This is a genomic window from Enterobacter sp. EC_50, from assembly GCF_019584525.1.
GTDB lineage: Bacteria > Pseudomonadota > Gammaproteobacteria > Enterobacterales > Enterobacteriaceae > Enterobacter > Enterobacter roggenkampii.
Map to the genome: position 1 here is coordinate 66,409 of NZ_VDAF01000003.1, position 12,906 is coordinate 79,314.

General features: G+C 53.5%; 14 protein-coding genes and 1 pseudogene. 8 read left to right on the forward strand and 7 right to left on the reverse strand.

Going from position 1 to position 12,906, the window contains the following annotated elements; all coding sequences use genetic code 11:
* The first annotated feature begins 475 nt into the window (after positions 1 to 475).
* Together ahpC and ahpF are read left to right on the forward strand one after the other, a co-directional pair.
* Positions 476 to 1,039, forward strand: coding sequence for an alkyl hydroperoxide reductase subunit C (gene ahpC / locus FHC48_RS03600; RefSeq protein ID WP_008501015.1), 564 nt, complete (start codon positions 476 to 478; stop codon positions 1,037 to 1,039).
* A gap of 187 nt (positions 1,040 to 1,226) precedes the next feature.
* A complete protein-coding gene (gene ahpF, locus FHC48_RS03605) occupies positions 1,227 to 2,792 on the forward strand; it encodes an alkyl hydroperoxide reductase subunit F (protein ID WP_008501016.1) in 1,566 nt (521 codons plus the stop codon).
* A gap of 61 nt (positions 2,793 to 2,853) precedes the next feature.
* On the opposite strand, the gene uspG is transcribed toward ahpF, so the two are convergent.
* Positions 2,854 to 3,282: a universal stress protein UspG gene (uspG, locus tag FHC48_RS03610; RefSeq protein WP_008501017.1), complete on the reverse strand. Its 429-nt coding sequence runs from the start codon at positions 3,280 to 3,282 to the stop codon at positions 2,854 to 2,856.
* 180 nt (positions 3,283 to 3,462) lie between these two features.
* On the opposite strand from uspG, the gene FHC48_RS03615 reads away from it, so the two are divergent.
* The gene (locus tag FHC48_RS03615) at positions 3,463 to 4,701 is read left to right on the forward strand and encodes a zinc-dependent alcohol dehydrogenase (protein ID WP_008501018.1); all 1,239 of its coding nucleotides are present in this window, start codon (positions 3,463 to 3,465) and stop codon (positions 4,699 to 4,701) included.
* A gap of 10 nt (positions 4,702 to 4,711) precedes the next feature.
* Here FHC48_RS03615 and yldA read toward each other — a convergent pair whose 3' ends face one another.
* Together yldA and rnk are read right to left on the reverse strand one after the other, a co-directional pair.
* Positions 4,712 to 4,801, reverse strand: coding sequence for a small membrane protein YldA (gene yldA, locus FHC48_RS23670; RefSeq protein WP_008501020.1), 90 nt, complete (start codon positions 4,799 to 4,801; stop codon positions 4,712 to 4,714).
* A 139-nt stretch (positions 4,802 to 4,940) separates the two neighbouring features.
* Positions 4,941 to 5,351, reverse strand: coding sequence for a nucleoside diphosphate kinase regulator (rnk, locus tag FHC48_RS03620; RefSeq protein WP_008501021.1), 411 nt, complete (start codon positions 5,349 to 5,351; stop codon positions 4,941 to 4,943).
* Positions 5,352 to 5,597: 246 nt separating this feature from the next.
* Between rnk and FHC48_RS03625 the strand changes: the two genes are divergently transcribed.
* Positions 5,598 to 6,215 carry a flavin reductase family protein gene (locus tag FHC48_RS03625; protein ID WP_008501022.1) on the forward strand — a complete coding sequence of 206 codons (618 nt, stop codon included), beginning with the start codon at positions 5,598 to 5,600 and terminating at the stop codon, positions 6,213 to 6,215.
* On the opposite strand, the gene rna is transcribed toward FHC48_RS03625, so the two are convergent.
* Together rna and dcuC are read right to left on the reverse strand one after the other, a co-directional pair.
* Positions 6,209 to 7,018 carry a ribonuclease I gene (gene rna, locus FHC48_RS03630; protein WP_059363423.1) on the reverse strand — a complete coding sequence of 270 codons (810 nt, stop codon included), beginning with the start codon at positions 7,016 to 7,018 and terminating at the stop codon, positions 6,209 to 6,211. The two genes, FHC48_RS03625 and rna, sit on opposite strands and share 7 nt — an antisense overlap.
* Before the next feature lie 94 nt (positions 7,019 to 7,112).
* A complete protein-coding gene (gene dcuC, locus FHC48_RS03635; protein ID WP_021242585.1) occupies positions 7,113 to 8,480 on the reverse strand; it encodes an anaerobic C4-dicarboxylate transporter DcuC in 1,368 nt (455 codons plus the stop codon).
* Between the two features lie 394 nt (positions 8,481 to 8,874).
* Here dcuC and pagP point away from each other — a divergent pair.
* Positions 8,875 to 9,492: pseudogene (gene pagP, locus FHC48_RS03640) on the forward strand (lipid IV(A) palmitoyltransferase PagP).
* Positions 9,493 to 9,682: 190 nt separating this feature from the next.
* Complete coding sequence (cspE, locus tag FHC48_RS03645) at positions 9,683 to 9,892, forward strand: transcription antiterminator/RNA stability regulator CspE (protein WP_002439184.1); 210 nt, start codon at positions 9,683 to 9,685, stop codon at positions 9,890 to 9,892.
* Positions 9,893 to 10,111: 219 nt separating this feature from the next.
* On the opposite strand, the gene crcB is transcribed toward cspE, so the two are convergent.
* Complete coding sequence (gene crcB, locus FHC48_RS03650) at positions 10,112 to 10,495, reverse strand: fluoride efflux transporter CrcB (protein ID WP_008501029.1); 384 nt, start codon at positions 10,493 to 10,495, stop codon at positions 10,112 to 10,114.
* A gap of 67 nt (positions 10,496 to 10,562) precedes the next feature.
* Between crcB and FHC48_RS03655 the strand changes: the two genes are divergently transcribed.
* Together FHC48_RS03655 and tatE are read left to right on the forward strand one after the other, a co-directional pair.
* Positions 10,563 to 11,351: a deaminated glutathione amidase gene (locus tag FHC48_RS03655; protein ID WP_045416444.1), complete on the forward strand. Its 789-nt coding sequence runs from the start codon at positions 10,563 to 10,565 to the stop codon at positions 11,349 to 11,351.
* A 125-nt stretch (positions 11,352 to 11,476) separates the two neighbouring features.
* Entirely contained in the window at positions 11,477 to 11,680 is a 204-nt protein-coding gene (gene tatE, locus FHC48_RS03660) for a twin-arginine translocase subunit TatE (RefSeq protein ID WP_008501031.1), read from the forward strand.
* A gap of 81 nt (positions 11,681 to 11,761) precedes the next feature.
* Here tatE and lipA read toward each other — a convergent pair whose 3' ends face one another.
* Complete coding sequence (lipA, locus tag FHC48_RS03665) at positions 11,762 to 12,727, reverse strand: lipoyl synthase (RefSeq protein ID WP_008501032.1); 966 nt, start codon at positions 12,725 to 12,727, stop codon at positions 11,762 to 11,764.
* Positions 12,728 to 12,906 lie beyond the last annotated feature (179 nt).

Consider the following 12,906-nt stretch of genomic DNA (forward strand, 5'->3'; position numbering starts at 1 on the left):
ACCATTATTGGTTATACATTCGCTGTGACTCATTATTGTCACTTTCGTTCTGGCCACCAGGTAGACCACTTATTGCAACTCATTCTCATTATTAAGCCTCTCGTTGAGTCAGGCAGACGCGGAGGCTATTCGGTAAAACCTATCACAGCCATAGGGCGGAATGCCGGCGTGACGCATTGCCCAAACTGAAAACCGGTGCTGTAATCAAACCGCTGTTACGGCCTGAAATAAGGTATGTAGAGCGCAACGCAACGCCAGCCCAGGCTGGCACTGAAAGTTCCTGTGGAAAGTTCAGGTATCAGGGCCGCCCACCAGGGCGGCCTTTTTACGTTCAGGCTTTCCGTTAGTTCCGTTCACAAGGTTGTCTTGTTGGCGTTGTAAGGTTTGGCTGATTGATTTGATAAAGCATACGCATTAGCCCCGATGGATAAAGTTGGTTACCTTACATCTCAACGAAAACACGGAGGAAGTACAGATGTCTTTGATTAACACTAAAATTAAACCTTTCAAAAACCAGGCGTTCAAAAACGGTGAGTTCATCGAAGTAACCGAGAAAGATACCGAAGGTCGCTGGAGCGTCTTCTTCTTCTATCCGGCTGACTTCACCTTCGTTTGCCCGACCGAACTGGGCGACGTGGCTGACCATTACGACGAACTGCAGAAGCTGGGCGTAGACGTTTACTCTGTGTCTACCGATACCCACTTCACCCACAAAGCATGGCACAGCAGCTCTGAAACCATCGCCAAAATCAAATACGCGATGATCGGTGACCCGACTGGCGCCCTGACCCGTAACTTCGACAACATGCGTGAAGATGAAGGCCTGGCTGACCGTGCGACCTTCGTTGTTGACCCGCAGGGCATTATCCAGGCTATCGAAGTTACCGCTGAAGGTATCGGCCGTGATGCGTCTGACCTGCTGCGTAAAGTAAAAGCAGCGCAGTATGTCGCTTCTCACCCAGGCGAAGTGTGCCCGGCTAAATGGAAAGAAGGCGAAGCAACGCTGGCGCCATCTTTAGACCTGGTCGGCAAGATCTAAGTCTGTAAAGCCTGGCGGCGCTGCGCTTGCACAGGCCTACAGTATCGTAGGCCGGGTAAACGACGAGCCACCCGGCAATCAATGGGCGCACCCGCGCCCATTTCATTCCAGCACCATGATGCAAGTTGCATTCAGGCCGCCCGTATAAGGCAGCTTGCATGATGACGTTTTAAGAGAGGGAAGAACCATGCTCGACACCACGATGAAAACCCAGCTCAAGGCCTACCTTGAGAAACTGACCAAACCCGTTGAGCTGATTGCCACGCTGGACGACAGCGCGAAATCGGCAGAGATCAAGGAACTGCTGGCAGAGATCGCTGAACTGTCACCAAAAGTGACCTTCAAAGAGGATAACTCGCTTAACGTCCGTAAGCCGTCTTTCCTGATCACTAACCCAGGCTCTGAGCTGGGGCCGCGTTTTGCCGGCTCGCCGCTGGGGCATGAATTTACCTCGCTGGTGCTGGCGCTGCTGTGGACCGGCGGTCATCCGTCGAAAGAGGCGCAGGCGCTGCTGGAGCAGATCCGCGACATTGACGGTGATTTTGAGTTTGAAACCTATTACTCGCTCTCCTGCCACAACTGTCCTGACGTGGTGCAGGCGCTGAACCTGATGTCGGTCCTCAACCCGCGCATCAAACACACGGCGATTGACGGCGGTACGTTCCAGAATGAGATCACCGATCGCAACGTGATGGGCGTTCCGGCGGTGTATCTGAACGGTCAGGAATTCGGCCAGGGCCGTATGACGCTGACGGAAATCGTCGCCAAAGTGGATACCGGTGCCGAAAAACGTGCCGCAGAAGCGCTGAACAAACGTGATGCCTATGACGTGCTGATTGTCGGTTCCGGCCCTGCGGGGGCGGCGGCGGCAGTGTACTCCGCACGTAAAGGGATCCGTACCGGTCTGATGGGCGAACGTTTTGGTGGCCAGGTACTGGATACCGTGGACATTGAAAACTATATCTCCGTGCCGAAAACCGAAGGCCAGAAGCTGGCCGGCGCGCTGAAGGCGCACGTCAGCGATTACGACGTGGATGTGATCGACAGCCAGAGCGCCAGCAGGCTGGTACCTGCTGCGGTTGAGGGGGGGTTACACCAGATTGAAACCGCCTCCGGCGCGGTGCTGAAAGCGCGCAGCATCATCATTGCCACCGGCGCGAAATGGCGCAACATGAACGTCCCGGGTGAAGATCAGTATCGCACCAAAGGCGTGACCTATTGCCCGCACTGCGACGGCCCGCTGTTTAAAGGTAAGCGCGTGGCGGTGATCGGCGGCGGAAACTCCGGCGTGGAAGCGGCGATCGACCTGGCGGGGATTGTTGAACACGTAACCCTGCTGGAGTTCGCGCCAGACATGAAGGCCGACCAGGTTCTGCAGGATAAAGTGCGTAGCCTGAAAAACGTCGACATCGTGCTGAACGCGCAGACCACGGAAGTGAAGGGCGACGGCAGCAAGGTGACCGGTCTGGAATACCGCGACCGCGTGAGCGGCGACGTGCACAGCGTGCAGCTTTCAGGGATCTTCGTGCAGATTGGTCTGCTGCCAAACACCACCTGGCTGGAAGGCGCGATTGAGCGCAACCGCATGGGCGAAATCATCATCGATGCCAAGTGTGAAACCAGCGTGAAGGGCGTGTTTGCGGCCGGCGACTGCACCACCGTGCCGTACAAACAGATTATTATCGCCACGGGCGAAGGGGCGAAGGCGTCTCTGAGTTCGTTCGACTACCTGATTCGCACCAAAACCGCATAAGAAAAGAAAGTAAGGCTACACCTGCAATAGCGAGAGGCCACCGAAAGGTGGCCTCTTTTTTTTATCTGACGACCATCACCGGTATATGGGTGTGGCGGATGACGCTGGAGGCGTTAGAGCCCAGCAGATGCGTGGTAATAGACGGGTTACGCGAACCGATAACCACCACGTCTGCCTTCAGTTCGGTCGCCAGTTCATTGACCGCATCGCGTACGCTGCCGAATCTGACGTGTGTTTTGATCCGTGAAGGGTCGATGCTGAAGTGGCTGACCATGGTTTGAAGGCGATTTTCCGCTTCGTGCTGCAAATGTTCCTCGAAGCGACGCACATCGGCGGCAAAGCGGTGCAGGCTCAGGCTGGCGGAGCCTGGCAGCACGTGTAGCAGATGGATGACACCGTCCTGCTGCGCCAGAAACTCCGCGTGGCGTACGGCCTTGTCGCTCAGCTCCATTTCAAAAACATCAACCGGCATAATGATTCTCTGATACATACCCGTTTCTCCTTGTTTATAAACGCTGTACTCATTCAACCACAAAATAGTCATGGTTTCTGTAAGCGCTCCGTCAGTTTTCTTATCTTGCCAGGATAAATCTCAAAAGACCCGTATTCACAGGCAGACCTTCAGGGGTAGCTACCCTTATACACTTACCCGGAACCTTTCGGAGGTCGCATGAAAGCACTTACGTATCACGGTCCACACCATGTTCGCGTCGAGAATGTCCCCGACCCCATCATCGAACAGCCCGACGATATTATTCTGCGCGTCACGGCCACGGCTATCTGCGGCTCCGATTTGCATCTCTACCGCGGAAAGATCCCAAAGGTGCAGCACGGCGATATTTTTGGCCATGAGTTTATGGGGGAAATCGTCGAGTGCGGCGCAGAGGTGAAGAATTTGCAAAAGGGCGATCGCGTGGTGATCCCCTTTGTTATCGCCTGCGGGGACTGTTTCTTCTGTCGCCTCCAGCAGTATGCGGCCTGTGAGAATACCAACGCCGGGCAGGGTGCCGCACTGAACAAAAAGCAAATTCCCGCGCCTGCGGCGCTGTTTGGCTATAGCCACCTCTACGGCGGCGTGCCGGGCGGGCAGGCGGAATACGTTCGCGTGCCGAAGGGTAACGTCGGGCCGTTTAAAGTCCCGCAGCTTCTTTCTGATGATAAAGCGCTGTTCCTGTCCGACATTTTACCCACGGCCTGGCAGGCGGCAAAAAATGCGCAGATTGAAAAAGGCTCAAGCGTAGCCGTTTTCGGCGCCGGGCCGGTGGGGCTACTGACCATCGCCTGTGCGCGGCTGCTGGGGGCTGAGCAGATCTTTGTTATCGATCACCATCCCTACCGGTTGCGATTTGCCGAGGCGCGCTATGGCGCTATCCCCATCAACTTCGATGATGACAACGACGCGGCGGAAAAAATCATCGAGCAGACCGCGGGCCAGCGCGGCGTTGACGCCGTGATTGATGCGGTCGGGTTTGAAGCGAAAGGCAGCACCACGGAAACGATCCTCAGCAATCTTAAAATCGAAGGCAGCAGCGGCAAAGCGTTGCGTCAGTGCATTGCTGCCGTGCGTCGCGGCGGGGTGGTCAGCGTACCCGGCGTATACGCAGGGTTTATCCATGGCTTCCTGTTTGGCGATGCCTTTGATAAGGGGCTGACGTTTAAGATGGGCCAGACGCACGTCCATGCCTGGCTGGGTGAACTGTTACCGCTGATCGAAAAAGGGCTGCTTACGCCGGAAGAGATCGTGACCCATTATCTCCCCCTTGCGGATGCGGAACGCGCCTATAAGATTTTCGAAAAACGGGAGGAGGAGTGCCGGAAGGTGATTCTGGTTCCGGGCGCAGAGACCCCCGAAGCCGCAGAGCAGACCGTTAAAGGGCTGGTGAATGCCTTCCCGGGCGGGGTTGCCTGAGAATGTTCGCTTACCAGTGGCGTTCAAGATAGAGCACGGCCGTGACGATAATCGCCACAAAAATCAGAAAGATAAGTGTGATAACGCCTATCTCACTCATGACCGTCCCCGCGGCACCAAAACAGGTTAAGCGTGGATTAAGGCCATTTTGCGCGGTATAGGAAAATTGGGTGAATTTGCGGAAAGAGGATGCGGCTGCATCCTCTGTGCAAAGCGGGTAGGCGCTTATTCAGAAGAGATTAACGCAGGTAATCGCCCGCGGCTTCTGGCTGGTAGAGCAGCTCCAGCACTTCCAGATGGGTTGACGCCCCACCCGGTAATTCCCAGTGGATCGTATCCCCCGTACGCAGCCCCAGCAGTGCGGCACCTACAGGGGCCAGAACAGAAAGCTGTGTGCTGCTGTCGGTCATCTGAGCCGGGTAAACCAGCGTACGGGTCAACTCTTCACCGGTGGTCAGGTTGCGGAATTTCACCTGGCTGTTCATGGTGACCACGTCATGCGGCATCGTCTCAGGCGTGCACATCTGTGCCCGGTCGAGCTCTTCATTCAGGGCGTCGGCCACGGGGAGCGAGGCGAACTCCGCTTTTTCCAGCAGCCTGTCGATACGTTCTGCGTCGAGCTCATTGATGATAATGGTAGGTCTGGACATTTTTTACTCCATGTCGTTAATGCTGCGTCTAACGCAGAAACTGATCCAAAAGAAAACCCTCGCCGTCTGGCAGCGAGGGTTTAACTCTCCCGATGATACTGGCTGAGCGCGCAAGTTTGAAGTGATGAAAGTCACATTCATGGGCCATATGAATTTTCGCTGAAATTTATTCAGTCTTCATTCCTGACGGAATACGTTACGCTGAGTGTCCTGAACCCGGGCGTTGCCCACCAACGAGAGAGAATTATGTACTTCTATCAACCGTCTCAGGGGCACGGCCTGCCGCATGACCCGCTGAACGCCATTATTGGTCCACGTCCGATAGGCTGGATCTCCTCTTGCGACAAGGCCGGTCAGCTGAACCTTGCACCGTACAGTTTCTTCAACTGCTTTAACTACCGCCCGCCGATCATCGGCTTTTCCAGCAACGGCTGGAAGGACAGCGTGCGTAATATTACGGAAACCGGGGAGTTTGTCTGGAACCTGGCAACGCGCGATCTCGCACAGGCGATGAATCAAACCTCTGCGATGCTTCCCCACGATCGGGATGAATTTAGCTTTGCCGGGCTCACGCCAGCGGCCAGCCAGCTGGTTAACGCCCCCCGCGTTGCAGAAAGCCCGGTGAATTTTGAATGTCGACTGTCCCAGTGCATTCAGCTTACCGGAGCCGACGGTACGCCGGTGGACACGTGGCTGGTGCTGGGGGAAGTGGTCGGTATCCATATTGCCGAAACGCTGCTGGAAGAGGGGATATACCAGACGGCGAAAGCGCAGCCCATCCTGCGTGCGGGTGGGCCGACGGCATACTATGGCATCAGCGATGAAAACCGGTTTGATATGGTGCGCCCGGGCGCGGATCAGTAACCGGCTTTATCAATCACGAATTGTTTTCCGCAGTTACCCGGATGTGGCTGCGGGGCAAATGAGGCCGCAGAAAGCGGGTTGTTAATGGCGTCAGCCTTCAGCGAAATCTGCATCTCGGTCAGATAAGCCGGATTGCCGTTGCAGGTCAGCTTGAACGCTCTGACGTTCTCCTTGCCCCAGCTTTTGGCCACGGCACTGTCAAAGTCGCTGCGATTGACGGGTTTTCCGTAGTTATTGGCAAGGAATTTACCGACCGCACTGTTTTTAACTTCCTGATTCATCCGCACCATCGTGCCGAAATAGGCATCCGGATCGAAACCAAAGCAGACGCCATGTTTGGCGTATTCATAACGCTCCAGGCAGGAATTACCGCCCGCACCCGGCATCACGTCGTTGAGCTTTGCGGCAGCGGAAAGCGACAGTCCGGTTTCGGCGGCATCGCATTTGCGGCTGGCCTTCACTTCCGGCATGTTCGGAATGGGGCGCGTGGAGCAGCCAAAACGCATCCATCGACGTTCATCCACCCCGCGTGCGGCAATGGATTTCGGCAGGCCGGGCCATAGCCCGTGAACGGTCAGAAAATCGGCTTTATTTTCGCGCTCTTTTTGCAGGCGACATTCGTCAGGTTCATTGCGGTTGCGCTCGACCATGCTCTGGCAAAACCCGGTTTGCCAGGACAGGGCCAGCACATAGCGATCGAAATCGCCATACTGGGTTGCCTTGAGCGGTTCTGCCTGCGTGGAGAAAACACAGAGGGCAAGCGCGATTGCCCCAGACGGGATAACGATATCCTTCCTGAACATATGATTTCCTGATCGAATGAGCGTGATTGATTTCTGGGGGTTATTAAAGCACAAAAAGCGCCCGCAGGCGCTTTCTGGATATCAGGAATTTAGCTTAGGCTGCGCCGGGCACCAGCACTTCCGTGGCGATAATCACGATAATCAGCCCAACCATAACGGGCACTGAGGTGCGTTTTACCACTTCAAATGGCGAGATTTTTGCCATCCCGGCAACGGCGACGACCACGCCCGATACCGGGGAAATGGTACGGCCCAGGTTTGACGCCTGCAGCATGGGAATGGAGAGATAGGCCGGGTTAATACCGGAGGAGTGGGCCAGTTTCGGGATCATCTCCACGAAAGCGTAGAAAGGCGCATTGCCGGAACCGGTGGTCATGGCCGCCAGCATGGTGAGTACCACCAGGACCAGCATCAGGATAATACTGGCCGAGCCGAACGAGGTGGCGATAGAGATCAGGCTCTGGATAAAGCCGATGGTGCTCAGACCCTGAGCAAAAACGCCCGCTGCCACCAGCAGCATCACCACGCCAGCGAAGGCATCCGCCATACCGCGATAGGCGACTTCCAGACCAGAGAACACCTTTTGCGTGTTGAAACCGCGCACAAACTCCAGCACGGCAGCCAGCAGCATGCAGATCACCAGAATGGTGATGATGTGCAGCTGCGGGCCCCATTTGCCGTCAAAAATCAGCACTCCGATAATCGGCGTGAAGGGCAGAATGGCATAAAACGCGGGTGCGGTGGTGGTGATCTCACTCACGTCCATCATCTCGTGGCTGATGTTTTCTTTCTTATCCAGATAGCGCTGCCAGAAGAAATGCGCGATTCCCATTCCCACAATGGCGACAATAGAGATTGGCAGCGTGGTTTTAAAGGCGAAATCGATGAGCGACATCTCCGCAGCCTTTGCCGCCAGCACAACGTCGCCGGAGGTCGGGGAGAGAATAATGGCTGCCGGAGACGCGCAAATGGCTGCTGCCGCGCCGCGGCTGATACCGACGTTCACCATGACCGGGAACAGGGTGGCCATGAGCAGTACGCCAAGTCCGGTTGCCGACGACACGGCCAGCGACATCAGGCAGGCGAGAAAATAGGCGGCGACCATCAGCAGATAGGGTGAGTTGATGTACTGCAGCGGTTTTGAGGCAAGCTTAACGACCATGTCGTTGGCACCGATATGGGTCATGTAGGCGGCAAAACCGCACAGCATCATGATCATCATACCCAGGTCGCCGCCGCGGCTCATGAGTAATATCTTAATGTATTCAACAATATCAGTGGCGGTGTAACCCGTACTGGTTGCACTGGCAGGTAATACCTGATGTCCCATTATGGCGCTGATAATCAGCAGCGTTAAACCGCCAACAAATAATACGCCCGTGGCCGAATAGCCTTTAATGATGTAGCGTGCGACACCGACAATGACGACGACCCCAATAAGGAGTTCGAATAACGTAAGCATGATTTCCCCTGTATCTCTGCTGCAATGGAGCACAAAAAATCAATAAAAATAAGAAGGATGAAAATGTGCCGAATAAATGGCCTGTTCTTGCTGATTAAAATCAATAAACAGACGACTAGAGAGCAGAACAACCGTGTTTTTGCCATGGCTCTTACATTTACGCCATGAGAGTCTTGACCGCCAGAAATAGCGCAATATGTCCTTACAATGATAACAGATTGTTAATATTTTGTGTAATTCAGCATGTTGCTGATTTACAAGGCTAAACAGGTTAAAGGCTCACTCTGAATGTGCTTATTCAGACTTGCGGTCCAGTTTATTGAGAATATTCCCGGAAAAAGGCCGAATAATTAGGAATAACGCTGATGTCGTTAAGCCTTGATTCAACTACTTTATGGTAAACTTTGCCTCGAATACTAAGAATGGTAATTGCATTGTGATCGTACGTAATACATTTTTCTCAATTTTATTGTTTATTTTTGGGCAGTTAACGTTTTCTTCTGTTGCACAGGCAGAGGACAACGCGACGGATAAAGGGTGGTTCTCAACCTTTACGGATAATGTCTCTCAGACCTGGACGGCGCCCGAACATTATGATCTCTATGTTCCGGCAATAACGTGGCATGCGCGTTTTGCTTACGACAAAGAGAAAACCGATAAATATAACGAGCGTCCGTGGGGCGCTGGTTTCGGTCAGTCGCGCTGGGATGATAAGGGAAACTGGCATGGCATCTATCTGATGGCCTTTAAAGACTCTTTTAATAAATGGGAGCCGATTGGGGGCTAAGGCTGGGAGAAAACCTGGCGCCCGCTAGCCGACGAGAACTTCCATGTCGGGTTGGGCTATACCGCAGGGGTCACCGCACGTGACAACTGGAACTACATTCCGATCCCGGTGCTGCTGCCGTTGGCCTCTATCGGTTACGGCCCCGCAACGTTCCAGATGACCTACATCCCGGGCACGTACAACAACGGTAACGTTTACTTCGCCTGGATGCGTTTTCAGTTTTAACTGAAAAAACTTTACCTGTTGGTGATAAAACGCGCAGCCGTTGATTCATAAACGATAAAAATCTGCCAGTGAAAATTAACGCGACTTTAGTCACTTTTTATCAAAGATCCGCTGGACAAAAGGTCTCACAATTGATGTACTGGTAACCGACACAGCATTTGTGTCGTTTTTTAATGTAAAGGTAATTTTGATGTCTAAGATTAAAGGTAACGTTAAGTGGTTTAATGAGTCCAAAGGATTCGGTTTCATTACTCCTGAAGATGGCAGCAAAGACGTGTTCGTACACTTCTCTGCAATCCAGTCTAATGGTTTCAAAACTCTGGCTGAAGGTCAGCGTGTAGAGTTCGAAATCACTAACGGTGCCAAAGGCCCTTCTGCTGCTAACGTAATCGCTCTGTAATCCAGACGCGTCAGCAAGAATTTCAAAACCCGCTCACTGAGCGGGTTTTTTTCGTTTTGAATCAGCCAAGCAGATACATTTTCAGGAAGCTGGCCACGATCAGCACGCTTAACAACACCATGCCTGCGCTCATCAGACTCTGTTTCATTCTGTCACCCTCGTTCAGTACTGCATCCAGAGTGACAGAGAAAAATTAAGCCAACATTAACGGTTCGGCTGTTAATGCGCGCTTGCGGAAGAAAATAACCAAAATGCGATCCCCGTCATCGCAAAGGAGCCGAGCATATTGATCGCCATATTCATCAGCGCCCAGCCGATACGGCCTTCCTGAAAGAGAAAAACCGTTTCCGCAGAAAAGGTTGAGAAGGTGGTTAACCCGCCGCAGAATCCGGTGGTAATCAGGACTTTCCACATTGGGTCAATGTGTGTCATTCGGTTAAACCAGGCCAGCCCCATGCCAATGATAAAGGCACCTATCAGGTTTGCAGCCAGCGTCCCCATGGGAATCGCCTGATGCAGGGGGTTAAACCGCATACTGAGAAACCATCGCGCAACGCTACCCGTTCCCCCACCAATAAAAACGGCTAAAAGTAGTTGTAACACGCTAAATACCTGCTATTTGATGTGTAAGAGAAGCGAGTTTAACGCCGTTTATGATGAGGGGACAAATATGTATGTTGCGGTAGGGCAATTTGCGGTCACGCCTGACTGGCAGGCTAACGCGATAAAATGCGTCAATCTGATGATGCAGGCCCAACAGAAAGGCGCGTCGCTGCTGGTGCTTCCTGAGGCGCTGCTGGCCAGGGATGATAATGACCCGGATTTATCCGTGAAGTCCGCGCAGCCGCTGGACGGTGAATTTTTACAGCAATTGCTCGCCCAGAGCGTGGGCAATACGATGACGACGATCTTAACAATCCATGTTCCCGCTACGCCGGGTCGGGCGGTGAATACGCTGGTGGCGATTCGCGGCGGAGCCATAGTCGCACGTTACGCCAAGCTCCATCTTTATGATGCCTTCAGCATTCAGGAATCACGGCGCGTCGACCCAGGAGACCGTGTTCCGCCGCTGCTGGAGATTGACGGATTAAAGGTTGGGCTGATGACCTGCTATGACCTGCGTTTTCCGGAGCTGGCACTCCATCTGGCGCTACAGGGGGCGGACGTGCTGGTTCTGCCTGCCGCGTGGGTTAAAGGGCCGTTAAAAGAACATCACTGGGCAACGCTGCTGGCGGCACGCGCGCTGGATACCACCTGCTATGTCGTTGCTGCAGGAGAATGCGGAACGAAGAACATCGGGCAAAGCAGGGTGGTCGATCCGCTGGGTGTGACGATTGCCGCCGCTGCGGAAGCCCCGGATTTGCTGGTGGCAGAGATAAACATAGACAGAATTGCGCTTGCACGTCAGCAATTACCTGTTCTTCGCAATCGTCGGTTTGCGCCACCGCAATTATTGTGATGTTTTTTTCAACAATGCTTGATTCACCTTGTTACAGATTGCTATTGTGTGCACGCGCTAAATGACCGTTAATACAGTCAGGTTTTGGCGCTGAATGCAGCCTGTTTTAAGTAAAGAAGGTATCTATGGGTGAGATTAGTATTACCAAACTGCTGGTGGTTGCCGCACTGGTCGTCCTGCTGTTTGGTACCAAGAAGTTACGCACGCTGGGTGGTGACCTGGGGGCTGCCATCAAAGGCTTTAAGAAAGCGATGAACGACGATGATACAGCCGCGAAGAAAAGCGCTGAGGATGACGTCCCGGCAGATAAGCTTTCTCACAAAGAGTGACGGCAACGCCTGAGGGCTTGCGAAAAAAAACCGGCTCATGAGGCCGGTTTTTTTGTATTACTGTAAATGAATATTACAGCATTATTTAACTTCTTCGCCTTTTGCCTGCATATCTGCATGGTAGGAGGAGCGAACAAACGGGCCGCATGCGGCGTGAGTAAAGCCCATCGCCAGCGCTTCGGCCTTCATTTCATCAAACTCGTCCGGGCTCACGTAGCGCTGTACCGGCAGGTGGTGACGGCTTGGCTGCAGATACTGGCCCAGAGTCAGCATGGTTACACCGTGGCGGCGAAGATCGCGCATCACCTCGATGATTTCATCGTTAGTTTCACCCAGACCTACCATCAGACCTGACTTGGTCGGAATATGCGGATGCGCTTCTTTGAAGCGTTCCAGCAGTTTCAGAGACCAGTTATAGTCAGCGCCCGGGCGCACCTGACGATAGAGACGCGGTACGTTTTCCAGGTTGTGGTTAAACACATCTGGCGGCGTCGCGGTCAGGATATCCAGCGCACGGTCCATACGGCCGCGGAAGTCTGGCACCAGCGTCTCGATTTTGATGTTTGGGCTTTTCTCGCGAATGGCCGTAATACAGTCAGCGAAGTGCTGTGCTCCGCCGTCGCGCAGATCGTCACGGTCAACGGACGTGATAACCACGTAACGCAGCGCCATGTCGGCGATGGTCTGCGCCAGCTTCTGGGGTTCGTTAGCATCAGGCGCGACCGGACGGCCATGAGCAACATCGCAGAACGGGCAGCGGCGGGTACAGATAGCACCCAGAATCATAAACGTCGCGGTACCGTGATTGAAACATTCAGCAAGGTTCGGACAAGAGGCTTCTTCACAAACGGAGTGAAGGCCATTCTTGCGCATCGCCGCTTTGATCCCCTGGATACGCGAAGAGTCGGCCGGAAGTTTGATTTTCATCCATTCCGGTTTTCTTAACAGCGCCTCGCGCTCTGTAGCCACGTTTTTAACCGGGATAAGGGCCATTTTATCGGCATCGCGGTATTTAACACCGCGTTCCATCACAATGGGTTTACTCATAGCGTGCGTGTTCCAGTTGCGAATATCGAAGGAAAGCGTTTCAATTCAAGGGAATGTTGTATTTATCAACTATTTTTGAACGAACGACAGGCAGTATATCATTGAAACGGTCGTTAAAGCAGCCTGCCAGATCGCCTATTTGTAAAATAGTTGTTGTTTTGTGCCTTTTGCCCTGCCTG